The sequence below is a fragment of the Streptococcus suis genome (genome assembly GCF_002964575.1).
In the GTDB taxonomy this organism is placed as follows: Bacteria; Bacillota; Bacilli; order Lactobacillales; family Streptococcaceae; genus Streptococcus; species Streptococcus suis_R.
The window spans coordinates 1-23,985 of sequence record NZ_POQQ01000038.1; the positions used below are offsets into that span (position 1 = coordinate 1).

Sequence of the window (23,985 nt, forward strand, 5' to 3'; positions counted from 1 at the left end):
TTAGTCAAAGAGGAATTGACAAGTAAAGAGGGAGCCCGCATTTATGCCAAACGCAAGGTGGATGTCGAACCTGTATTTGGTAGGATGAAGGGTGTTTTTGGCGTGCGCAGAGTTCATGTCAGAGGTCAAAAAGTGGTTGAAACCGAGATAGGCTTCCTCCTAATGAGTATGAATCTCACGAAATTGGCTAAGAAATTAGTCCAAGATAATAGAGATAAAAAGAAAAACACAGACAGTACGGCTGGATTTCATCAGAAGCAGCTCAATCTGTCTGTGTTTTTTTTAGTTATTGGCTAGTTATTGGCTAGTTTTTGCCCAGCCTCTTTTTTATTCTATGGATTAAATGACACGTGGACGTGGTCGTAGTGGTTTTCTGTAATGCTTCCACGGTCTGGCATCAAGTTCCAAGTATAAGCTGGACCGTAGATGCTGTCAAATGGCGCATAAAAACGTTGTTTCCAAATAATGTAAGAAATATTTTTCGCACCCATATTGGCAATGGCATATTCTGCTACTTGGTCACCAAGTGCTGAACTTTGCGGTACCATAAAGTCAATAGCCAAACCTTTACCATGGTCGCCAGAATCACCAGGACGGTAACCTGAGAAGGAAGTAATACCGAAGGCACTAGCCACTTCTGCACGGAAGGCTGCTACCTGTGGTTGCAAGCCCACATCATAAGAGCTAGTTGCTGCCTGTGTTTGCGCTGCTGCTTGGGCTTCCGCTGCCGCTTGAGCTTCTGCTGCTGCTGCTTGGGCTTCCGCTGCCGCTTGAGCTTCTGCTGCTGCTTGGGCTTCTGCTGCTGCTTGGGCTTCCGCTGCCGCTTGAGCTTCTGCTGCTGCTTGAGCTTCTGCTGCCGCTTGAGCTTCTGCTGCTGCTTGGGCTTCTGCTGTCGCTTGAGCTTCTGCTGCCACTTGAGCTTCTGCTGCCGCTTGGGCTTCTGCTGCCGCTTGAGCTTCCGCTGTCGCTTGGGCTTCTGCTGCTGCTTGGGCTTCTGCTGCTGGTGCAACTGGAGCTACCGCATCGGCTGGCGTTTCTACTGCTGGTGCAGCTGGAGCAGCTGCCTCGGCTGGCGTTTCTACTGCTGGAGCAACTGGAGCAGCTGCCTCGGCTGGGGTTTCTACTGCTGGCGCTACTGGAGCAGCTGCCTCGGCTGGCGTTTCTACTGCTGGAGTAACTGGAGCAGCTGCCTCGGCTGGCGTTTCTACTGCTGGCGCTACTGGAGCAACTACCTCGGCTGGCGTTTCTACTGCTGGCGTAACTGGAGCAGCTACCTCGGCTGGCGTTTCTACTGCTGGCGTAACTGGAGCTACTGCAGGAACTTCAGCCAAGTTTACAACTGTATTATCAACTGTTGCTTGATTGGTCGTCACATCAACTGTTGCTTGAACTGTTTCTGCTGGATTTTCCTGACTTGGTGTTTCAATTTCAATCTGAGTAACTTGATTATGTTGATCAAGAGTAGCTGTCAAAACTGTATCTGGGAAAATCAAGTTAATATCTGTGATTTGATTGATTTTCGCCAATAGATGCATATCAACATTCATAGCTGAAGCGATAGCACTGAGAGTATCACCATACTTAACCGTATAAGTCAACTGCCCCTCATTGCTTGTAATTTCAGTAATGATTTGCTCCACACTGCGCGGTGTCCACTCCAATGCGAGAACTTGTGGACTAACCATACCAGTTGTGAAAAGTGAAAGTGCCAAGCTTGATGCGTACATCATCTTTTTATTTGTTTGCAAAAGGGAAGTTTTTCTCTTACGACGCATATGCTTTGGTTTTGTAACTCTTTTACGTTTCATCTTCTATTCCTTTTCTGATTTGATAGTTCTATCATACCGAATTCTTATGTGAAAAACAAGCGCCAAAAGGGCTTTTAAATAAACTGTATTGGCCATGTAATCTTAGGCATTTTCTGTTACACGGCTAATATATTTGTCACAGTTCTGTCATATTTCTCGCTAAATTAAGCAACCCCAAAACACTTCTCTAGGCTTCTTCTGGATAAACCAAGCCCCATTCTTTTCGGAGTTGGGTCATGATCTCCATGACATCTTGGGTAAATACTAGGTGCATAGTGTTTTCGATGCCTGCGACAGCTTTTTCCATATCCGCCACTTCATAAGAAAGAGCCTTGGCTGTCTCGCCCGCTTCGATTACCTCCTGACTGCCGTCCTCGGTATAGGTGATGACTGCCTTCTGACCACGTGGATATTCGTAGAGTTCGATGTAGCCCTTGTCGTAGGCAATGGTGCCCCGTTTTGGCTGTTTGGCATGGAGGGTCAGGGCGATGGTCGCCATCTCTCCTGCATCATTGCTGAGCAAAATCCCTACCTGCTCGTCCACACCTGTCGGAGCTAATTTGACCTGGGACAAGACCTGATTTGGCTTTTCCGTCATAAACCAACGGACAAATGACAGAGCGTAGACACCAATATCCAAAAGGGCACCGCCTGCCAAGTTCTTATTGAAAAAGCGGTTGGTCATGTCGTATTCCTTGTAGCTGCCAAAGTTCATCTGGATCATCTTCAAATCTCCAAGCTTGCCACTGGCAACTACTTCACGGAGCTTACGGTAAATAGGCATATGGAAAATGGTCATGGCTTCTGCCAAGATAACCTGATTTTCCTCCGCTAGCTGAATGGCCTCTGCCAATTCTTCTGAATTAAGCGTAATAGACTTTTCGCAGAGAACATGTTTGCCCGCTTTCAAGGCCTTTCTCAAATAGTTGATGTGAGTATTGTGGGGCGTAGAAATATAGATAATGTCTACTTGAGGATCCTCAAAGACCTCATCGATTTCCTTATAGACCTTTTCAATGCCGTACTTCTGGGCAAATTCCACACCCTTGTCATAGGTACGGTTGGCCACAGAGTAAAGATTTCCACCCATAGCCTGCAAGGCTTGCACCAATTCATTGGCGATAACACCTGTTCCCAGGGTCGCCCACTTGTACTGTACTTGTTCTTCCATCGTCTTCCTCACTTTCTCCTACTATTATAGTAAAAACCACCCTTTTCTGCACACTCTAACCTGCATTTGTGATACAATAAGGACATGAATACTCTTGTACTACAGCCATCTGCCCAGCAGAAACAGGCCATGCTAGCCCACTACGACCGCTATCGTCAGGCCAGTAAAAATCCCTATATAGAAGCATTTTTCAAACTGACTGGAGCCAGCCTGTCCATCTATACTTCAGGCAAGGTCGTTTTTCAGGGGGAAATGGCAGAGCAGGAAGCAAGGCGTTGGGGCTATGAGCCAGAAGCCTCTGACCAGACAATCACGCCTGGTCAAAACCTGCCCATGATTGGTACCGATGAAGTTGGAAACGGGTCTTATTTTGGCGGTTTAGCAGTGGTTGCCAGTTTTGTCCACCCAGAAGACCATGCCTTTCTCAAGTCGCTTGGTGTGGATGATTCCAAGAAAATGACAGACCAAAAAATCTACCAAATCACCCCTCTCTTAAAAGAGAAAATCCCCCACCAAGCTCTGCTATTGTCACCCAAAAAATACAACGAAGTCATCGAGCAAGGCTACAATGCGGTGTCTGTCAAGGTCGCCCTACACAATCAGGCTATTTTCCTACTCTTGCAAAAGGGTGTCCAGCCTGAAAAGATTGTCATTGATGCCTTCACTTCCAGCCAAAATTACAAAAAATACTTGAAGAAGGAAGCCAATCAATTTGCCAATCCAGTGACCTTGGAAGAAAAGGCTGAGGGCAAGTATCTGGCTGTGGCAGTTTCTTCTATTATCGCTAGAGCTATGTTTTTGGACAATCTTGTCCAACTTGGCCAGCTAGTCGGCAGAAACCTACCCTCAGGGGCTGGAAGCAAGTCAGATCAGGTTGCAGCCAGCATCCTAAAAGACTATGGCATGGCTGGCCTCAACCAGACCGCCAAACTCCACTTTGCCAACACACAAAAAGCACAAAAGTTATTGAAATGAGGAACCAATATGGGAAAAGGACACACTACAAAACGATTGCCATTGATAGCTTTCCTAGCAGAATGGGGGACGCTCATCCTCTTTATGATTGCCCTATTTGCTAGTCGCTATTTTTTATGGGACCCTGTATCCGTTGATGGACACTCCATGGACCCTACGCTTCAACACCAAGAAAAATTGGTGATGCTCAAGACAACCGCTATCGACCGTTTTGACATTGTCGTGGCCAGCGAAACAGACAGCAATGGCAAGGAAAAACTGATTGTCAAACGGGTAGTCGGTATGCCCGGCGACACCATTCGCTATGAAAACGATGTTCTCTACATCAATGATCAGGAAGTTGACGAGCCTTACTTAGATGAATATCTCGCTGCATTCCAGAAAGATAAACTTCAAGAAGTCTATTCTTACAACAAACAATTCCAAGCTGTGGCCCAATCTGCTGAAGCTTTCACACAAGATGCCAATGGTTACGTAGACTTTACCGTGACAGTCCCAGAAGGACAATACTACCTGATGGGAGATGACCGCCTCGTATCACTAGATAGCCGTAGCGTAGGAACCTTCTCACGAGAGAAAATCAAGGGAGAAGTCGTCTTCCGAATGTGGCCTTTCAATCGTATTGGAACTGTCGATTAACACAAACAAGTTTGGAGCACTGTTCCAAACTTCTTTTTTCACTATTTTAGGAAATATTCTCTATGAACGAAGTTTATTTTACCGGTACTATTGACCGGATCATTTTTGAAAATCCTAGTAATTTTTACAAAATCCTGCTCCTTGAGATTGAGGAAACAGACGCAGACTATGACGATTATGACATCATTGTGACCGGCACCATTGCCGATGTCATTGAGGGGGAGGATTATCGCTTTTATGGCAATCTAGTCACCCATCCCAAGTACGGTCAGCAGCTGCAAATCACGCGCTACGAACGCAGCAAGCCCACTTCTGCTGGCCTAGTCAAGTATTTTTCTAGTGACCATTTTAAAGGAATTGGTCGAAAAACAGCCGAGAAAATTGTTGAGCTCTATGGCGATGATACTATTGATAAGATTTTGGCTGAGCCTGAAAAACTGACCCAAATTTCTGGTCTATCCAGCAAAAATAGGCAAGCCTTTATCGAAAAACTCCGCCTCAATTATGGAACGGAGCTGATACTAGCCAAACTAGCTGAATACGGCATTCCTAATAAGCTAGCCTTTCAAATCCAAGACCAGTACAAGGAAAAAACACTCCAAATTATTGAGGAAAATCCCTATCAACTAGTCGAAGATGTACAGGGACTTGGCTTTACCATTGCCGATAGGATTGCGGAAAACCTGGGAATTGCCAGTGACTCTCCCCAGCGTTTTCGGGCTGGTATGCTCTTTAGCCTCATTCATCGCTCTATGGAAACAGGTGATACCTATGTGGAGGCTAGAGATTTACTAGAAGCTACCCTTGAACTGCTGGAAAAATCCCGCCATACCGAACTTGACCCTGCTGCTGTTGCCCAAGAATTGACCGGTCTGATAGAAGATGGCAAGGTCCAACAAGAAGGCACCAAGATTTTCGACAACAGCCTCTACTTTGCCGAACATGGTATCCATAAAAACCTGACCCGCCTGATGGGAAAAAATGGCTTCAAGCCCTTCCCACGCGCAGACGTTGAGGCTGCCATAGCAGAGCTGGAAACCATATCCTCCCTAACCTATGATGATATTCAAAAAGAGGCCATCGTTCAAGCCATTATCAATCCTCTTTTCATTCTGACAGGTGGACCAGGAACAGGAAAAACAACGGTTATCAACGGTATTATCGCAGTCTATGCCATCTTGCATAAGATTGACCTGACGCGCAACCGAGAAGAATGCCCTGTCCTCCTAGCCGCTCCAACTGGACGAGCAGCCAGACGAATGAATGAATTGACAGGCCTGCCTTCCGCCACCATCCACCGCCATCTCGGTCTGGTAGAAGGACAGGAAGAATCCTACCGTGATGATTATTTGGATGCCGACTTTATCATCGTGGATGAGTTTTCTATGGTCGATACTTGGTTGGCAAACCAACTCTTCCAGAACATCTCATCTCAAACCCAAGTTCTGATTGTCGGCGATGCGGAGCAATTACCCTCTGTCAGTCCCGGTCAGGTCCTAGCTGACCTCTTAAAAATTGACAAGCTCCCCAGCATCACTCTAGAACGCATCTATCGTCAATCCGATGATTCGACCATTGTTACCCTAGCCAGCCAGATTCGCCAAGGGGCCTTGCCGAGCGATTTCCGTGAGAAAAAGGCTGATCGCTCCTATTTTGAAGCGCAAAACGAACAAATTCCAGCCCTGATTGAACGCATTGTCGGCGCAGCTATCAAGTCAGGCATCCCTGCAAACGAGGTCCAAATCCTCGCACCCATGTACCGTGGTGCCGCAGGCATTGACCAACTCAACACCATGACCCAGGCCCTGCTCAATCCTCTAGAAGACGGAGAGCTAGAATTCCTCCACAACGAACAGGCCTTCCGACAAGGCGACCGGGTCATCCATCTGGTCAACGATGCCGAGGCCAATGTCTTCAATGGCGACTTGGGCTACATCACCGACCTCTTGCCTGCCAAGTACACCGACTCCAAGCAGGACGAGATTACCATCAACTTCGACGGTAGCGAGGTCAACTATCCCCGTAACGAATGGTACAAGATTACCCTGGCCTATGCCATGTCCATCCACAAGTCCCAAGGCAGTGAGTTCCAGGTCGTCATCCTTCCCATCACCCGCACCAGCCACCGCATGCTCCAGCGCAACCTGGTCTACACTGCCATCACCCGCTCCAAGAGCAAACTCATCCTCCTAGGTGAAATCTCCGCCTTCGACTACGCCGTCAAAAACGCTGGCACCCTCCGAAAAACCTATCTGGTCCCACGTTTCCAAGGGGAAATGGCAGAGCAGGACAGCAAGGAAAGCCTGACAGAAAACAACGAAAGCAAAACAGCCACAGCCACGCAAACCCAGCCCCCTGTCCAGTCAGATAAACCAAAACAAACAGAGCCCGTAACCGAAAACAGCCAGCAACTATCCCTTCTTGACCAAGACCAGCCAGAAAAAACAAGTGGACAACCCAGAGAATATATTCTGACAGTGGACAACCTGCTAACCATCGACCCCATGATTGGTATACAGCAAACAGATATCGAGGAGTTTTTCAGCTCTAAGTAACAAATATATTTCTTTTGTTACGAAAATATTACAAATGTTACAAAATTATGTTGACAGACTTGTTTTTATTTGCTATACTCTATTTATAAATGGAATGTATAAACGGAGGTCATTCAAATGAAAAAGATATTCAACTATTCAGTATTGTTGCTTTCTGTAACCTGTCTCTTAACAGCTTGCACATCAAAAACGCAAGAAAGTAAATCAGAGACAGCTACAAGCAAAACTAGTCAATCAAGTACCAAACAGACTAGCTCCTCTCAGCCTGCTAGTTCCCAAGAAACGACAACCGAAACCAGTTCATCTGCAGAGGCTAGTCAACAAGTACAACAAGCACAACAAACCCAGGAAACTCAGGGCTCTCAAGCCGAAGAAAGTGTCCTAAGTACTGAAACAACACACACTCAGCTCCTAACCCTACCAGCTACAACTATTCCCGCTGACCTAGTTGGAAAATGGCAAGGAAGCAGTCAACAAGCTCGTTATGTTGAGGTCACTATCAGCGCAGACGGTACCTTTACGACTTACGAAGATTTTCGTCAAAGTGAAGATGAGGAAGAGGAACACCTCATCCACACCTACACAGCTCGAGTGACCGACCTAGTAGAGTATAGCCCAAACCACTACCTCATCCGTGGACTTGAGGGCGAAGGTTCTGCCCTCCTCCCAGGAGTAACTGGACTGGGTGGACGTATTGCGCCAGGATTTATCCTAGAGAATGGACAGTACAAGGTCCTCATGTGGGGAAATCCTTTCGACCCATCTATAGAAGCCAAATATGACCTGGTATCAGAACCTCATGTATATGTGACCTTGGACAAGGTAGAATAGTAGAGTACATGTCACATTATTAAAAAGCGAACAGAATTCTGTGCCCAGCAGGGATTCTGTTCGCTTTTTTTGCTTAACTGGATTCTTTCCCATCCCACTCATCAAATCGAGACAATGAGCGTAGCTTTTGAATTTCAATGAGTATTAGCCAAAATCCAATAAAATATAGTTACACCTCTTCAAAAACTACCTTTTCCAAAATTTCTGCAAATTGCTCGGACTGGACTTCTGGGAAATAGTTGAGGCAATTGGCTGTCGCAAAAGCTGCTGCTTCTTTCAAGAAGATTTCGGGTTCTTGTCCTTGGCTGATGCCCTTGACTAGCAAACCCAAGTAGAAATCCCCTGCCGCAATGGGATTTCGTGTTTCTTTCTTAGGCGACTGGATTCGGAAAAACCGTTGCCCAATTTTGGCCAGACTACCCTTGCCTCCCATGGTAATGATGATATTGTCATGCGGCGTGACTTCTTTTAATATCCGCAAAATATCCTCTGGACTTTCTTCATCTAGCTCTGGATAGATGTCCTTGAGTTCTTCGTTATTGATTTTAATCAGGGCTGGGCGAGCTTGATAAGCTGCGCGTAAAGCTGGTCCACTGGTGTCCACTATGGTTAAAACCTCTGGGTATTTTTCAATAAACTGCTGGATATAGTCGTCAGGCATGCCCTTCATCAGACTGCCTGAAAAGACTAGGATGTCGCCAGCCTGCAAACTCTTTTCAATCTGCTGGGTAAATTGATTGAGCAGTTCCTCTGTCAATTCAAAGCCCTTTTCATAGAAGAGCACCACGTCTCCTGTGCTGGTTTCCACATAGATATTGCAGGTTCGAGTATTCTGGTCATTTTCAACCACCTGCAAATGATTTCCCTTTTGGACGTTGAGGTCTTGGATATAGCGACCAATCTGCCCACCCAAAATGGTATGAATGGTATAGTCGGTCACGCCATTTTCACGCAGGGCATAGGCTACGTTGAAGCTCTTGCCACCTGGATAATCCCTGACCTCTGTCGGACGGAGGGGGATATTCTTTTCAATCTTCTCCACAAGCAAGGTGCGGTCTAGGGCTGGATTGGGACAAATCAAGTGAATCATAGAAGTCTCCTTTTTGTTTTTGTACATATTATTATACTATATAAAACAAAAAAATAAAAAAGATAATTCCAAGACGGAACTATCTTTTAAAATTATATAGTCTTAATAAAAAATTTAGGCTAGTTAATACATTCGGGATTGGCGTAACATTCTAGAAATATTTCAAGATTGTTTTCTTACTATTAACTAAAGACTTGCCGACTTCTATATCGCTCGATCTAGCTCTTTTACATCTCTCCTATTATTCAAATTCAACTTCCTCATTCAAGCTATTGAATAGTTCTACTTGAGCTTCTACTTCCAATCTATGCACAAGCCAACCTCTTAATTCCGCCTGCTGTATAAAGTCTTCTATCCGATTTTTGCCATGTAACTCTTTTAAGGTGACAACGACACCAAATCGAATGCCCTTACCGTCTCCTTTCTTCAATCGCTCAACTGTTTTAACACTCATTCCCCACTGAGGATTTGCTCGATTCAGAATCGGTTTATTTCGCTTACGGGAATTAAACTTTTCTCCGATATGCTTCACATTGTCCCATTTTCTAAATAAATGACGGGCTGCATTTTCTTTCACATAGCCTGGAGCATCTTCAGCATGCTGATTATCGTTATTAATAGCATCAATTCCATTTTCTTTCAATCTTCCAAAAGTAATCTGCAGCTCTGTATTTGTATAATCTACGCCCTGATTTCTCGAACAGTTAGGGAAATAGCACATAGTAGCTTTTGCAACATAGGGATAGTGTTCTTTAGATATTGGAACAGGAAAGTCATAGTTGTACGTATCGTATGCTTTTGAAACATCAGATACAATAAATTTTATTTCATCATCAGGTGTAGTGAGAATGTCTTTCATTTTTATCGGTAGGATACCGTTGCCAATCAGAGATCTTTCAGCAAATGTTTTTTTATCATTCCATGGTATGGCTGAATCAATCAATAAAGCCTTTGCTTCCTCACGATTTAATCCCATTATATGAATCAGATAAGCCATTTTTCTAGCAACTAAAGGGGCTGCAAAACTAGTGCCAGCTACTCGCGCCATGCCTAGTGGTTCACAAACGTTTATAAAATCACCATTCCCACCACCATAGTATGATAGGTCTGGTTTTATGAAGAAAGATAAGACGACTCCTTCACGAGAATATGAAACAGTGTTATTATTAAAATCAACAGAGTTAACAATGAGTGAATTCAGCGAATCCGCGGGTGCACCAATTTTTTTTCTTTGCCCTTTTGGAGCTGTTCCGTTTGTACCTGCAATAATGAAAATGACATCATTTTCAAATTGAATCTCATCCAGCAAAGCCCCCTCTACAGAAATAAAGTTTTCCCTAATTTCATCATTAGAACCAAGCGAAAGGTTCCAAACTTTAATGTCGGGGTTTTGGGATACTATCTCTCTAATTAGCTTAATAATAGTAAATGAATTGAACCCGCTCTGTAAGGATACACCAAAGTGTTTCACCCTAAACCTTCCGCATCCATCGTTTAGATTAGGATTTAAACTAGCTCCATCCACAATTAATGAGGATACCGCTGTTCCATGCTGATAATCTTGACTCACTTTCCTAATATCCGGTGATATTAAATCATGATATTCCACCCATTCATTAAAGTATACTCGTTCATCAAATAAGGTGTCAATCACGCCAATAGTCGGTTCAATCGTTGGTGATGGAAAATCTTCAAACAAAGCGCTACCTGCATTGTAAAAATCTTCTGGGGATAAGGCAGAAAAATCTTCTACAATCATTGATACTAAATAAGGGGCTTTGGATAGTAGTAACTCAATATTTTTTTCATCAAGTAAAACTGTTGTTTGATTCATAACACTGGCTTCTGAAACATCAATGTCTAATTGTCTCAATAACGTTACAATATCTACCTCCACTTCATAAAAGGTAACAATGGAATTCTGAATATCAGAAACTTGAGCATACTCAATACCAAACTCTTTGATAAAACAAGAATCTCTTAGATATTTTTTGAAATTTGTTTTTGATATACCATATTTTAGAAAGTCAATGTGATTAAAAGTTGAAGAGTCCGAAAACATTTCTGAGGTAATGGCCGTATCAGCAAAATAATCAGAGAATATCTTTAGAGCTTTTTCAGAATAGTCAATTGTTTTTTTTAATACAATACTCGAGATATAGTGCGTAATAATATGACAATTTTTACCTTCATTAAATTTCGCTCCTACAATGGTATTATTTGGAACTGGATTTCCACCTCCAACATTGAAATAACCTTCAATGCGATTACTTTTAGCTACAATTCGATTATAATATACACTAACGAGAATACCATCAATAATCGTATTGTTGATCCAATACTTTTCTACTTTTTTCAAAGAGGCATGAAGATTCTCCAAATGATATAATGTAATCTTCGAATCTTTTGGTAGTTTTTTAATAACTGGTCCAGGTGCTTTGGATTTTTGAGTAAAATTTTTCCCACGTAATGTCAATAATGTATTCATCTTAACCCTCGCTTAATTCACGTGAAACACTGCTTTTTGAAATACCTGTTAAAATTTCAATTTCTCGAATTGTAAAACCTAATTTTGATAACTTATGAATCGTTAAGTTTTTTCCAACATGTAAACTTCGTAAAAGACGCTTCTGATAATCATGCGGATCTGAAGGATCGCTAAAAGCCAATGATGTGCGTATCAAGTTTCTTAAATCACCAGGATTAGGAATTAACGGAGAACTATAAATAATCTTTTTAAACAACTTTAAATCTCGTGCCGCATTTTTAAACTGCTTCAATAAGTCTGTCAATATTACTGTTGCAACCTCAACCTTATCATCATCTGAATAACGATCGAAATCTATGGTTGCATCAAATCGACGGATGACAGCCTTGTCCAGATTTTCAAATAAATTTGTGGTCGCAATCAACACAATTTCAGACGATAGCCTATCTAATTCTTTTAGAAATGCAGAAGTTACTCGTCCCATTTCTCGTAGATCGTTCTGATTCACTCTGTCCAGTACTATAGAATCAATTTCATCAAATAAGATAATATAATTTTGTTTGAATGGTAGATTATTGATTTCATCAAAAAGAGTTACTAAGTTTTTTACCGTTTGTCCCAACTTACTATCTACCAGGTGACTAAAGTCTACTACAAGTAATTCTTTGCCAATAAGCCTAGCCACCTGTTTTACACTTTCTGTTTTTCCAGTACCCGGTGACCCTACAAATAAAAATTTATTTATTCCAATTTGATGATTGACTGCGTTTATAATACCTTTTAAGTCATTCATGATGGAAAGAGGTAGTGGCAGTGGACCAATATCTAATTTGATAGGTGTCAAATATTCACTTGAATGTTCTACTTGAGGGACAAATCTATCATTTTTAGAAATCAACCCCATAATATACTGTGCAAGTTGTGAATCACCTTTTTTATCGAAACCTCGAGCAATTGTTATACTTTGATTTCTGAATTCCGTCTCCTTACCTTCATAATGATACTTTATTAAATCTAGAACATCAGATTTTTTCATAACCTCATCCTCCTTAAATCAAGAATACATCATAACTGGGACAAAGTCAATAATTTTGGGACAAAATAAAAGCGAACATTTTGTACTTTTATACTCTCCTCACTTTCTAGATTTTTCCATGTTCTTGAGTTTTATACTGAGGCTGGCTGACTTATTTTCCAACTTCCTACCATATAATTGGCATCGTAAGTAAAGACAAATGGTAAAACAACCTTTACTTGTTTCAATTATATGGTATCCTCCTAGTTTCTAATGTAATTCTTAAGAGCCTGTACTCTCAGCTCAGCCCTTCCACCTAAGGCCAGTTTTCCAGCTACTCTTCGTCAGTTTTTTCAAAATACAGTCAGTATTCCCTCAAAAAATCTGCCTTGATGAGTGAAAAACTGTCTCTTATCAAAAAACACTTTACTTGTGAATACGGGTTCTAAAAAAATCGAGAAGCTTATCACTCCTCGATTATGTTTTATTTAATTTGCAAATACAGAAATACGTTCCTGCTTATAACCACCTTTTTCAGCAATGTCAACCAAAGCCACCGCATAGTCTGCGTAGCTGATATAGCTTTGACCTTGAGCATTGAGTTGGAAGACCTCACCAGCAAGGGTATAGGCACCTGATTTAGGACCTTCAGCATCAAAATCAGCAGCTGGGCTGATATAGGTCCAGTTGATAGCTGTCGCCTGACGATAGAGGTCTAGACCAGCACCCATAGCCTCAGCGATTGGTAGGTATTCTGCAGGGAAATCTGGTGCATCCTTGAGCATAGCTGTTTGGCTCTCATCTAGATAGAGGCTACCTGCCCCACCAACTACCAAGAGGCGAGTTGGACTATCAGCAAGAATGGTTGCTAGATGCTCAGCCAATCGACTGTGACCTGGCAAGGTTTCTGGCGTCCAAGCACCAAAGGCATTGACTACTACATCAAATCCCGCCAAGTCTTCCTTGGTCAAATCCAAAGCGTCTTTTTGGATCACTTCTTGGGCCGCACTCTTATTTTCAGAACGAACAATGGCCGTCACCTGATGACCACGCTCTACTGCTTCCTTGGCAATAGCTTGACCCGCTTGACCGTTGGCTGCGATAATTGCTAATTTCATATTGTATACCTCACTTATTTTGTTGTAATATTTTTATTTACAACAACAGTATAAACTTGTTTAGTTGTAATGTCAAGTGTTACAACCAAAAAATTAAAAAAATCACCACAAAGATGATTTTTCTTGAAATATGGCTACAATTCTGCCAATAAATCAGCAATGGTCGTTTGTCCCAACTCTCTTTCCAGTGCCGACTGGGCATTTTCCAAACGGCTATCTAGTAGGGGATGAATATTTCGGCCTACCGGACAGTTTGGATTGGGCTGCTCATGAAAGCCGAAGAGTTGTCCCTTCTCTCCAAACAACTCTACAGCCTGATAAACATGCAAAAGTGTAATCTGGTCCGGAGCCTGTGCCAAGCGGGCCCCACCAACCCCACGCGCCACCTGAACCAAGCCAGCCTCCTTAAGCTGAGCCAGAATATTGCGGATAATAACAGGATTGACTCCGACACTACCTGCTATGCTGGTGCTGGTCTGTTTTTCCTTTTCTCCCTCCAAGGCCAGCAAGACCAACATATGACTGGCAATGGTAAATCTACTCGATAGTTGCAATTTGATTATCTCCTTCCATGAAATTGGTAACGGTCACCCCTAATAAGCGGATCCCTTTTTCAGCCTGCCCAACCTCTTCAAATAGTTGCCGAACTTCTCTTTCAATCACATCCACTTGATCCGTTGTTTCTTCCAAACTATGCCGTTTTGTCAAGGTCGAAAAATCCCCATAACGAACCTTCAAGACAATGGTCCTTCCTTTTTTCTCATTTCTTTCTAAACTAGTTGCAACCCGTTGGCAGAGGCTGACCAGTTCTTTCATCACATCTTCATCACGATAAAGGAGCTTACGGTAGGTTTTTTCCTTACCGATAGACTTGCGCACTCGATTGGGTTTGACTGGACTATTTGAAATGCCCCTGGCCTTCCGATACAAATCATAACCAAAACGACCAAATGTATCAATCAAGACCATTTCTGGCACATCCAGCAAATCCTGCCCTGTGTAAACTCCCATCTCCTGCAGGCGTTCCACCGTTTTCTTGCCGACACCGTGGAATTTGTCAACAGGCAGGGAAGCCAGTACGCCAACCGCATCCTCTGGCAAAATCAAGGTCAAGCCGTGCGGCTTTTCCATATCTGAGGCAATTTTGGCTAGGAATTTATTGTAGGAAACACCTGCAGAGGCTGTCAAATGGAGTTCATTCCAGATGTCGTATTGGATTAGTTTTGCGATTTTGACCGCTGACCCGATTCCCAGCTTATTTTCCGTCACATCCAGATAGGCCTCGTCAATGGACATGGGCTCAACTAGGTCCGTATAACGATGAAAAATCTCCCTGACCTGCCGCCCTACTTCCTGGTATTTTTCATAATTGCCAGAAATAAAAATCGCTTGAGGACAACGCTCATAGGCTTCTTTTGAGGACATGGCTGAGTGAATACCAAAGGCACGCGCCTCATAATTACAGGTAGACACGACTCCCCTACCGCCAGACAGCCGCGGATCCGCCCCAATGATAACAGGCTTGCCTTTCAAATCGGAATTATCCCTAACCTCAATAGCAGCAAAAAAAGCATCCATATCTATATGAATAATTTTTCGAGATAAATCATTGATTAAGGGAAAAATTAACATGAAGACTCCTTTCTGCTAGATTTGCAATTCAGAATATTATACACCATTTCACAAAAACTTTCATATTTCATAAACCAAGGACCTGATTTTTATTAGGTTTTAGACCAATGAAAATACATCTGTATTTTCGACTTATTTTCATAAATTTTGAAAGTTTTTTCAATCCACTTTCAAGCATTTTTATCTTGTGGAAAGTGTTTCCAAATGGTATAATAAAGGCATGTTGGTGTTATACCAAAATGTATTAAAGGAGAATCCTCATGTCAACAAAAGTTAAAACTAAGAATGTTGCTGAAGACATTTTCGCTCAAGCCTGGGAAGGCTTTAAAGGTGTAGACTGGCAAGAAAAAGCTAGTGTGACACGTTTCGTTCAAGCTAACTACACTCCTTATGATGGAGATGAGAGCTTCCTTGCAGGTCCAACTGAGCGTTCACTTCATATCAAAAAAATCATTGAAGAAACAAAAGCTGGTTACGAAGATACTCGTTTCCCAATGGACGTAGATCGTGCTACATCTATTGCTGACATCCCAGCTGGTTTCATCGATAAAGAAAACGAACTCATCTTCGGTATCCAAAACGATGAGCTATTCAAACTCAACTTCATGCCACGTGGTGGTATTCGTATGGCTGAAACAACACTTATCGAAAACGGCTATACTCCAGACCCACTTCTTCATGAAATCTATACAAAACACGCTACAACTGTAAACGACGGTATCTTCCGTGCTTACACAGCTGACATCCGCCGTGCTCGCCACTCACACCACGTTTCTGGTCTTCCAGATGCTTACTCACGTGGCCGTATCATCGGTATGTACGCTCGTTTAGCTCTTTACGGAGCAGACTACTTGATGGAAGAAAAAGTAGCTGACTGGAACGCGATTACTGAAATCGACGAAGAATCAATTCGTCTTCGCGAAGAAATCAACATGCAGTACCAAGCCCTTCAACAAGTTGTACGCTTGGGTGACAACTACGGTGTTGACGTTCGTAAACCAGCGATGAACACCAAAGAAGCTATCCAATGGACAAACATTGCTTTCATGGCTGTTGCCCGTGTGATTAACGGTGCGGCAACTTCTCTTGGTCGTGTGCCTATCGTTCTTGACATCTATGCAGAACGTGACTTGGCTCGCGGTACATTTACTGAATCAGAAATCCAAGAATTCGTTGATGACTTCGTATTGAAACTCCGTACAGTGAAATTCGCTCGTACAAAAGCCTTCGACGAAATCTACTCTGGTGACCCAACTTTCCTTACAACTTCTATGGCAGGTATGGGTAACGATGGTCGTCACCGTGTTACTAAGATGGACTACCGTTTCTTGAACACACTTGACAACATCGGTAACTCTCCAGAACCAAACTTGACAGTTCTTTGGTCTGACCAACTTCCATACGCATTCCGTCGCTACTGTATGGCAATGAGCCACAAACACTCTTCTATCCAATATGAAGGTGTAACTACAATGGCCAAAGACGGTTATGGTGAAATGAGCTGTATCTCTTGCTGTGTGTCACCACTTGACCCAGAAAGCGAAGACAAACGCCACAACATCCAATACTTCGGTGCTCGTGTAAACGTCCTTAAAGCTCTTCTTTCAAGCTGGAACAACGGTTACGACGATGTGCACAAAGACTACAAGGTATTTGACGGTGTAGAACCAAACACATCTGAGGTCTTTGACTATGACCAAGTTGTGAAAAACTTCGAAATCGCTCTTGACTGGTTGACTGATACTTATGTAGATGCCATGAACATCATCCACTACATGACTGACAAGTACAACTATGAAGCAGTTCAAATGGCCTTCTTGCCAACTCACCTTCGTGCAAACATGGGCTTCGGTATCTGTGGTTTCGCAAACACCGTTGACTCATTGTCAGCTATCAAGTACGCACAAGTGAAACCAATCCGTGACGAAGATGGCTTCATCTACGACTACGAAGTAACAGGTGACTTCCCACGCTACGGTGAGGATGATGACCGCGTAGATGACATCGCGAAATGGCTCATGGAAGCATTCTTCTCACGTTTGAACAAACACAAACTCTACAAGAATGCAGAAGCAACTGTGTCTATCTTGACCATCACTTCAAACGTTGCTTACTCTAAACAAACTGGTAACTCTCCAGTTCACCGTGGTGTATTCCTCAACGAAGATGGCTCTGTCAACACTTCTAAAGTAGAATTCTTCCCACCAGGTGCTAACCCAACTTCTAAATCACGTGGCGGGTGGTTGCAAAACTTGAATACTCTTTCTAAACTCAACTTCAAACATGCCAACGACGGTATCTCATTGACAACTCAGGTTTCTCCAAAAGCTCTTGGTAAGACCTTCGATGAGCAAGTTGCAAACTTGGTAACCATCCTTGACGGATACTTCGAGCAAGGTGGTCAGCACGTTAACTTGAACGTTATGGACTTGAACGATGTTTATGACAAGATTATGGCAGGTGAAGATGTTATCGTTCGTATCTCTGGATACTGCGTAAACACTAAATACCTCACTAAAGAGCAAAAAACTGAATTGACACAACGTGTCTTCCACGAAGTTCTTTCAATGGACGACCACGCTGCTGAAGTTTCAGGTCAAGCTTAATCAAACAAAAACAAAAGGACTTGCACACGCAGGTCCTTTTAGCTATGTGAAAAATCCTCCCGCTTGTTGCGGAAGGATAGAAGGAAATTCGGAAGGATGTATAGAGGATTTTCGGAAGGGTACAGAACCGGTTCATAAAAAAATCCTCCTGAAATCCGATTCAAGAGGAGGGAGTGAGAAAGAACTCAATTGGTCAAAAAAGAGTTCGTCAACAAGTCTTTATTTCTAGTTATTGAGCTGAAACAGTCTATCCCCAGACTGTTTCACTCCCACCCCCGTATAGTTCCAACTGTCTGGGAGACAGTTGGAAGTTGGAAATAGAGCTCACAAGGTTCGCTACAAACAGGTTCACTGAACCTTGTGAGCTTGGAAATGAAGCGAACTCTGTTCGCAACAGTCGTAAGGTCAGATTTGGAGTGTAAGACACGAATTACTGAGATTTGCTTTGCAAATCTTATCTCCAACCTTTAACAGTCCACTAGACTGTTAAAGCCAATCAACCACTGCGCTGAGATGTTGACACGAACTCTAAGAAGCGAGGCTGGACTTTTTGCCCAGCCTCTTAGTTATTGTAAATGTAGGTGATTTCACCTGGTGTATCCGTTGGATTGAACCAGCCACGGAAATTATCCACCCACTGTTGTCCACGGTAGTTGGCTTCGAGAACTTGGATTTGTCCTTCTTCATTGACAGCTGTCACATAGGCAACGTGTCCTAAATCACCATCATTCCAGGAAATAATAGCCCCGACTTCTGGCACTGTTCCTGTACGGAAACCATCACGTGCCGCATTGGCACCCCAAGAAGCCGCATCGCCCCACCAGTCACCTGCCCAAGAAGCGACTTTCTGTACGCCCCAAGTACATTGACCAACAGGATAGTTGATACCAGGCTCATATTCATAACCAGGAAGATAGTAGCTATCGCTACTTGTATCGACAGCTTGACCCCAAATGGTTTCTGTCAATCTTAAAATCTGACCAGGATGTAGGGCTGTTTCTAAGGTCAACTGGTTTTGCTCTAGCAACTCATAAATGTTCAATGAAAAAGCATCTGCGATTCCATAAAGGGAATCTCCCTCTTGAACAACATAGTCAGATTGACCTGCACTAGCTTCTACAACCTCTGCTTCAACATAAGCTTGACCTGGCACTTCTAGGGATTGACCCGGTGTGATTAGACCTAGAAGGTCCAATCCGTTGGCTTCCGCTAATTGATATGGATCTACGCCATACTGGTCTGCAATCGAGTAGAGTGAATCTCCCTCCGCCACAATATGACTATTTGCTTGCACACTATAGGTAGCCATAAGAGTAGTTACCAGACCTGCTAATAACAAGGACGACTGACAAATATACTTTTTCATTTTACACCTCCAATTCATATTCTCATTTTACCAATATTTTCACCGAAAAAAATGTCAAATTGGTTACAAATTGCTAACGGTTTCTTCTCTAGCTTTATCCCTCAAACTATCTGGGTATCTTACAACTATCCCTATCTAATTCTCCCCGTCCAAGACCTGCCGTATCAGGGCCATGACCTGATTTCGATCCAATTTCCATTGGACACGAACGTCCTTTTCAAAAGTCCGATTAGAAAGGAAAATCGCAGCCTTCTGCAAGGGACGATTATACATGATAAAGGTCCCCGTATAACCCGTATGAGACAACCAATCCCCCTTCTTGTCCCAGGCCAGCGACCGCTTGCGCTTGTCATCAAAACCATAGTCCTGGGTCAAGTCTGCCGCAAAGTCCTCTGTCAGATAGTGCTCTAAGAAGATTTCCAAATCCCTGACCGTCGAAAAGAGACCCGCACTACCCGCATGGTGACCTAAGACACGCGCCTTGGGGTCATGCACCACACCTGCCGTGACCCCACGCACCGTCGGCACCGCCTGACTGACAGGACCATAAGAGGTTTGGGACATGCCAAAGGGCTCTAAAACATCCTGTCTGATCAGCTGGTCCAGACTAGCTCCACCAAGTTCCTCCAGCAAAAAGCCCAGCAGGAGAAAATTGATGTCTGTATAGAGAAAATCTTTCTTGTCTGTTACAGTAATCTTCAAAATCGCTTCCTTGAGCTGGTCGGCATCCAGACTATCCCGATTGGGAATGAAAGGATCGATACCACTAGTATGGGTCAATAATTGCCGAATGGTGACCTTACTATCCGCAAAGGCTGGATAATAGGACTGCAAGGTCCTATCTAGCTCCAAAGCTCCGCTATTAACCAGAAAAGTCGCAAGAGTCCCTACTCCAACCACCTTGGAAACAGATGCCAAATCATAGGTCAAACCCGCCTCAACTGGCGTCTGACCATCCTGGGTTCCCAGATAGTACTCCTGCCACTGACCCTTAGAAAAAAGAGCCAGACTGGCACCAGGATAGACCCCTTGCTCAATCTGCTCTGAAATCTTGTCTAAAATTGCTTGTCTCATTTTTCAAACCACAATTCAATACCGCTTGGGTCAACCGTTTGGATAAAGCTTTCTTTTTTGTCTTTGAAGAAGGGACCTTCCAAGTGGCTTTCCAAGTTTGCCCAGTCAAAATCCTGCTCAACAGGGAAACGCAAGCTATCCAAATCCCAAACTTGTTCTGCTGGAGTGACTAGGTCCTCCCCTTCTGCTCCAACAAAACGCAAAAAGGCCTGGTTAGGTAGAATAGCCTCATAAAAAGCCTGACTAACACTTGCTTGTGGGGTATTGATCCAAACAGACTCCACCACAAAAGCCGTCAAACCTGAAAAATCAGCTTGACCAGTAAAATGCACGGGCGGAAGAATAGCTGTCAACTCCTCAACAGCTTGTTCAGCATGAAGTAAGAAGCTATCTCCCTCTGGAGAGAGAGCCTCAAAACCAAAACCATTTTTCCCCTTGTAGAGCTTGGTAAACACAGTTCCTCGAGCTAGCAAGGCTTCAATTTCACTGGCTTCTTCGACCTTGATGACCAGTTTATTTAATTTTTTAAGTCCCTTAACCGCACGGGTACGATTGCCCGGCGATTCCATCAAAACCAATCTTGTTGCTGGACTAGTTTTGTCCCCAAAATCAGCAAATGGTCCATCTTCTAGCTTTACTTTCATTCCTAGTTGTTCTTCTAGGAAGGCTTGATTGAGCCCACGATTATTCACTCTTAAAACGGGCACAATCTCATCATTTTTTCTCAACACGATAATTCTTCTTTCTCAATAATACTAGAATATTGTATAAAAAAAATCACTATTTTACAACTAATTATACTGTCATTTTCTACATAGATATACGAATATTCTCTTGACAAATCTTAGACAAAGCTACTTTTATCCGATATAATAGTTACTATAGATTATGCACAGAAAAAGAGGAAAATACATGCGTTTTAACCAATTTTCTTTCATTCCAAAAGAACAAACTCTTGCCCTAGAGGAGCTAACAGCCCTTGGTTTTGAACTACAGACCAATTTTAGTCCCAAGAAGAATCTAGAAGTCTTTGTCAGAAGATGCCATTTCCTGACTGCCAATACAGACTTTGCCCTGTCCAACATGATTGCGGACTGGGATACGGACCTGCTGACCTTCTTCCAGTCTGACCGTGAGTTGACAGACCAGATCTTCTATCAAGTGGCCTTTCAGTTGCTGGGATTTGTGCCTGGTGTGGACTACACCGATGTGGAGGAATTCCGCAAGACCAGCCAGTTTCCTATTGTCTACGGAGATGTCATCGATAACCTCTACCAACTCCTCAATACCCGTACCAAGTCTGGAAACACCTTGATTGACCAGCTGGTCAGCGACGACCTAATCCCAGAGGACAATCGCTACCACTTCTTCAACGGCAAATCCTTGGCCACTTTTTCAACTAAAAACCTCATTCGTGAAGTAGTCTATGTCGAAACACCTGTCGATACGGCTGGGACTGGGCAGACTGACATTGTCAAGGTTTCCATTCTCCGTCCGCACTTTGACGGGAAAATCCCTGCGGTGATTACCAACAGTCCTTATCATCAAGGAGTGAACGATGTAGCCAGCGACAAGGCCCTGCATAAGATGGAAGGGGAGTTGGCGGAAAAACCAGCTGGCACCATTGAGGTCAATCAGACCAGCATCACCAAGCTAGACTTGGACAAACGGGACCTGCCTGTCAGCCCTGCCACTGAAAAACTAGGCCACATTACTTCTTACTCCCTCAATGACTACTTCCTCGCTCGCGGCTTCGCCAGCCTCCATGTGTCTGGTGTCGGCACCCTGGGCTCGACGGGCTACATGACATCCGGCGATTACCAGCAGGTGGAGGGCTACAAAGCGGTGATTGACTGGCTGAACGGTCGCACCAAGGCCTACACAGACCACACTCGCTCGTTAGAGGTCAAGGCTGATTGGGCCAATGGTAAGGTGGCGACGACGGGACTTTCTTACCTCGGCACCATGTCCAATGCCTTGGCAACAACTGGCGTGGACGGATTGGAAGTCGTCATTGCAGAAGCAGGCATTTCCTCTTGGTATGACTACTACCGTGAAAACGGGCTGGTGACCAGTCCTGGCGGCTATCCAGGCGAGGATCTGGACAGCTTGACTGCCCTGACCTACTCGAAAAGCCTGCAAGCAGGGGACTTCCTCCGCAGCAAAGAAGCCTACGAAAAAGGACTGGCGGCAGAACGTGCTGCCCTGGACCGCACCAGTGGCGACTACAACCAATACTGGCAGGACCGCAATTATCTGCTCCAGGCTGACAAGGTCAAGTGTGAGGTGGTCTTTACCCACGGCTCACAGGACTGGAATGTCAAGCCCATCCATGTCTGGAATATGTTCCACGCCCTGCCAAGTCACATCAAAAAGCACCTCTTCTTCCACAACGGTGCCCACGTTTATATGAACAACTGGCAGTCCATCGACTTCCGCGAGTCCATGAATGCCCTGCTAAGCCAAAAACTGCTGGGCTACGAGAATAACTACCAACTGCCAACGGTCATCTGGCAGGACAACAGCGGTGAGCAAACCTGGACGACCTTAGAAACCTTTGGCGGTGGACAAGAGGCTGTCTTACCACTGGGAACTGGAAGCCAGACCATTTCCAATCACTATGCCCAAGAAGATTTTGACCGCTACGGCAAATCCTATCCAGCCTTCCACCAAGACCTCTACGCAGGCAAGGCCAACCAAGTCAGCATGGAACTACCTGTGACAGAGGACCTCCTGCTCAACGGTCAGGTCACGCTAAAACTCCGTGTAGCTTCTAGTGTAGCTAAAGGCCTCTTATCTGCTCAGCTATTGGACAAGGGAAATAAAAAACGCCTAGCCCCAATCCCTGCGCCCAAAACGCGGTTGAGCCTGGACAACGGCCGCTACCATGCCCAAGAAAATCTAGTGGAGTTGCCTTATGTGGAGATGCCGCAACGCTTGGTGACCAAGGGCTTTATGAACCTGCAAAACCGCACAGACCTGATGACCATAGAGGAAGTGGTGCCAGACCAGTGGATGGACCTGAGCTGGAAACTGCAGCCGACCATTTATCAGCTGAAAAAAGGCGATGTGCTAGAACTCATTCTCTACACGACAGACTTTGAATGCACTATTCGGGACAATAACGACTGGACCATTTCGATTGATTTAGACAAGTCAACCATCCATATCCCAAGCCTATAAGACAAGGAAACGAGCTGCACCTGCAACTCGTTTTTGTTACTCAAGGAAAATCAAAATCAGACTAGCACCAAAGGTTTGGGGAACCTTTGGAGGTGGGAAATAGAGAGAACGAAGTGCGCTACAAAAAGATTCGGGGAACCTTTGGTGGTTGGAAATAAAGCGAACAAAGTTCGTGTCAGCATGATGTCAATCCCTGCTATTTTTCATTTATGGATAGCAGGCTGAGGCTGGGCAAAAACTAGCTTCTCGCATATAAAAAAACGAGCAATTCCAATTAGGAGTTGCTCGTTTTCCATTTCATGCTTTATAATTATAATAACCACAAAACAACTAGAAAGGCATGAAAATGTATAAACAGTATAACACAAATCAGTTAAGTTTGGAATTAAATCTTGCTTGGGATTTACCTGCTACTCACGAGGCTCGTCTGATGT

Annotated in this window: 17 protein-coding genes and 1 pseudogene; 7 read left to right on the forward strand and 11 right to left on the reverse strand. The window is 43.9% G+C overall.

Annotated features, from left to right (window positions below; translation table 11 throughout):
- Positions 1-198, forward strand: a pseudogene (locus C1E58_RS12340) (transposase); the annotation flags it as partial.
- A 134-nt stretch (positions 199-332) separates the two neighbouring features.
- Here C1E58_RS12340 and C1E58_RS03230 read toward each other — a convergent pair.
- Both C1E58_RS03230 and C1E58_RS03235 read right to left on the reverse strand, forming a co-directional pair.
- Positions 333-1,808 carry a LysM peptidoglycan-binding domain-containing protein gene (locus tag C1E58_RS03230; RefSeq protein ID WP_105209307.1) on the reverse strand — a complete coding sequence of 492 codons (1,476 nt, stop codon included), beginning with the start codon at positions 1,806-1,808 and terminating at the stop codon, positions 333-335.
- A gap of 187 nt (positions 1,809-1,995) precedes the next feature.
- Entirely contained in the window at positions 1,996-2,979 is a 984-nt protein-coding gene (locus tag C1E58_RS03235; RefSeq protein ID WP_105209308.1) for a Gfo/Idh/MocA family protein, read from the reverse strand.
- Positions 2,980-3,063: 84 nt separating this feature from the next.
- Here C1E58_RS03235 and rnhC point away from each other — a divergent pair, with 84 nt between their 5' ends.
- From rnhC to C1E58_RS03255, 4 genes are all read left to right on the forward strand, one after another.
- The gene (gene rnhC, locus C1E58_RS03240) at positions 3,064-3,954 is read left to right on the forward strand and encodes a ribonuclease HIII (RefSeq protein ID WP_105209309.1); all 891 of its coding nucleotides are present in this window, start codon (positions 3,064-3,066) and stop codon (positions 3,952-3,954) included.
- Between the two features lie 9 nt (positions 3,955-3,963).
- Entirely contained in the window at positions 3,964-4,593 is a 630-nt protein-coding gene (gene lepB / locus C1E58_RS03245) for a signal peptidase I (protein WP_105209310.1), read from the forward strand.
- Between the two features lie 62 nt (positions 4,594-4,655).
- Positions 4,656-7,148, forward strand: a complete 2,493-nt coding sequence (locus C1E58_RS03250) for an ATP-dependent RecD-like DNA helicase (RefSeq protein WP_105209311.1) — start codon at positions 4,656-4,658, stop codon at positions 7,146-7,148.
- Between the two features lie 117 nt (positions 7,149-7,265).
- Positions 7,266-7,979 carry a hypothetical protein gene (locus tag C1E58_RS03255; RefSeq protein WP_105209312.1) on the forward strand — a complete coding sequence of 238 codons (714 nt, stop codon included), beginning with the start codon at positions 7,266-7,268 and terminating at the stop codon, positions 7,977-7,979.
- 169 nt (positions 7,980-8,148) lie between these two features.
- On the opposite strand, the gene C1E58_RS03260 is transcribed toward C1E58_RS03255, so the two are convergent.
- The 6 genes from C1E58_RS03260 to dinB all read right to left on the reverse strand — a co-directional run bounded on the left by C1E58_RS03260 (position 8,149) and on the right by dinB (position 15,322).
- Positions 8,149-9,069: a 1-phosphofructokinase family hexose kinase gene (locus C1E58_RS03260; protein ID WP_105209313.1), complete on the reverse strand. Its 921-nt coding sequence runs from the start codon at positions 9,067-9,069 to the stop codon at positions 8,149-8,151.
- Between the two features lie 241 nt (positions 9,070-9,310).
- Positions 9,311-11,557, reverse strand: a complete 2,247-nt coding sequence (locus C1E58_RS03265) for a S8 family peptidase (protein WP_105209314.1) — start codon at positions 11,555-11,557, stop codon at positions 9,311-9,313.
- Position 11,558: 1 nt separating this feature from the next.
- Positions 11,559-12,593, reverse strand: coding sequence for an ATP-binding protein (locus C1E58_RS03270; RefSeq protein WP_105209315.1), 1,035 nt, complete (start codon positions 12,591-12,593; stop codon positions 11,559-11,561).
- A 467-nt stretch (positions 12,594-13,060) separates the two neighbouring features.
- Positions 13,061-13,690 (reverse strand): NAD(P)-dependent oxidoreductase, encoded by a 630-nt coding sequence (locus C1E58_RS03275; protein WP_105209316.1) that lies wholly within the window; start codon positions 13,688-13,690, stop codon positions 13,061-13,063.
- 134 nt (positions 13,691-13,824) lie between these two features.
- Complete coding sequence (locus tag C1E58_RS03280) at positions 13,825-14,244, reverse strand: Rrf2 family transcriptional regulator (RefSeq protein WP_105209317.1); 420 nt, start codon at positions 14,242-14,244, stop codon at positions 13,825-13,827.
- Positions 14,228-15,322: a DNA polymerase IV gene (gene dinB, locus C1E58_RS03285; RefSeq protein ID WP_105209318.1), complete on the reverse strand. Its 1,095-nt coding sequence runs from the start codon at positions 15,320-15,322 to the stop codon at positions 14,228-14,230. The genes C1E58_RS03280 and dinB overlap by 17 nt, the downstream gene beginning before the upstream one ends.
- A gap of 260 nt (positions 15,323-15,582) precedes the next feature.
- Between dinB and pflB the strand changes: the two genes are divergently transcribed.
- Positions 15,583-17,928: a formate C-acetyltransferase gene (gene pflB / locus C1E58_RS03290; protein ID WP_105114149.1), complete on the forward strand. Its 2,346-nt coding sequence runs from the start codon at positions 15,583-15,585 to the stop codon at positions 17,926-17,928.
- A gap of 562 nt (positions 17,929-18,490) precedes the next feature.
- Here the strand turns inward: pflB and C1E58_RS03295 are convergent.
- From C1E58_RS03295 to C1E58_RS03305, 3 genes are all read right to left on the reverse strand, one after another.
- Positions 18,491-19,294: a COG3942 and LysM peptidoglycan-binding domain-containing protein gene (locus tag C1E58_RS03295; RefSeq protein WP_105209319.1), complete on the reverse strand. Its 804-nt coding sequence runs from the start codon at positions 19,292-19,294 to the stop codon at positions 18,491-18,493.
- Positions 19,295-19,429: 135 nt separating this feature from the next.
- Positions 19,430-20,368 carry a serine hydrolase domain-containing protein gene (locus tag C1E58_RS03300; RefSeq protein ID WP_105209320.1) on the reverse strand — a complete coding sequence of 313 codons (939 nt, stop codon included), beginning with the start codon at positions 20,366-20,368 and terminating at the stop codon, positions 19,430-19,432.
- A complete protein-coding gene (locus C1E58_RS03305) occupies positions 20,365-21,099 on the reverse strand; it encodes a CppA N-terminal domain-containing protein (protein ID WP_105209321.1) in 735 nt (244 codons plus the stop codon). The genes C1E58_RS03300 and C1E58_RS03305 overlap by 4 nt, the downstream gene beginning before the upstream one ends.
- 181 nt (positions 21,100-21,280) lie before the next feature.
- Here C1E58_RS03305 and C1E58_RS03310 point away from each other — a divergent pair, with 181 nt between their 5' ends.
- The gene (locus C1E58_RS03310) at positions 21,281-23,551 is read left to right on the forward strand and encodes a Xaa-Pro dipeptidyl-peptidase (RefSeq protein ID WP_105209322.1); all 2,271 of its coding nucleotides are present in this window, start codon (positions 21,281-21,283) and stop codon (positions 23,549-23,551) included.
- Positions 23,552-23,985 lie beyond the last annotated feature (434 nt).

Coding starts and splice junctions, on each gene's coding strand:
- pflB (WP_105114149.1), top strand. CDS start 15,583: ATGTCAACAAAAGTTAAAACTAAGAATGTTGCTGAAGACATTTTCGCT.
- C1E58_RS03270 (WP_105209315.1), bottom strand. CDS start 12,593: ATGAAAAAATCTGATGTTCTAGATTTAATAAAGTATCATTATGAAGGT.
- C1E58_RS03300 (WP_105209320.1), bottom strand. CDS start 20,368: ATGAGACAAGCAATTTTAGACAAGATTTCAGAGCAGATTGAGCAAGGG.
- C1E58_RS03265 (WP_105209314.1), bottom strand. CDS start 11,557: ATGAATACATTATTGACATTACGTGGGAAAAATTTTACTCAAAAATCC.
- C1E58_RS03275 (WP_105209316.1), bottom strand. CDS start 13,690: ATGAAATTAGCAATTATCGCAGCCAACGGTCAAGCGGGTCAAGCTATT.
- rnhC (WP_105209309.1), top strand. CDS start 3,064: ATGAATACTCTTGTACTACAGCCATCTGCCCAGCAGAAACAGGCCATG.
- lepB (WP_105209310.1), top strand. CDS start 3,964: ATGGGAAAAGGACACACTACAAAACGATTGCCATTGATAGCTTTCCTA.
- C1E58_RS03250 (WP_105209311.1), top strand. CDS start 4,656: ATGAACGAAGTTTATTTTACCGGTACTATTGACCGGATCATTTTTGAA.
- C1E58_RS03295 (WP_105209319.1), bottom strand. CDS start 19,294: ATGAAAAAGTATATTTGTCAGTCGTCCTTGTTATTAGCAGGTCTGGTA.
- C1E58_RS03230 (WP_105209307.1), bottom strand. CDS start 1,808: ATGAAACGTAAAAGAGTTACAAAACCAAAGCATATGCGTCGTAAGAGA.
- C1E58_RS03255 (WP_105209312.1), top strand. CDS start 7,266: ATGAAAAAGATATTCAACTATTCAGTATTGTTGCTTTCTGTAACCTGT.
- C1E58_RS03260 (WP_105209313.1), bottom strand. CDS start 9,069: ATGATTCACTTGATTTGTCCCAATCCAGCCCTAGACCGCACCTTGCTT.
- C1E58_RS03235 (WP_105209308.1), bottom strand. CDS start 2,979: ATGGAAGAACAAGTACAGTACAAGTGGGCGACCCTGGGAACAGGTGTT.
- C1E58_RS03310 (WP_105209322.1), top strand. CDS start 21,281: ATGCGTTTTAACCAATTTTCTTTCATTCCAAAAGAACAAACTCTTGCC.
- dinB (WP_105209318.1), bottom strand. CDS start 15,322: ATGTTAATTTTTCCCTTAATCAATGATTTATCTCGAAAAATTATTCAT.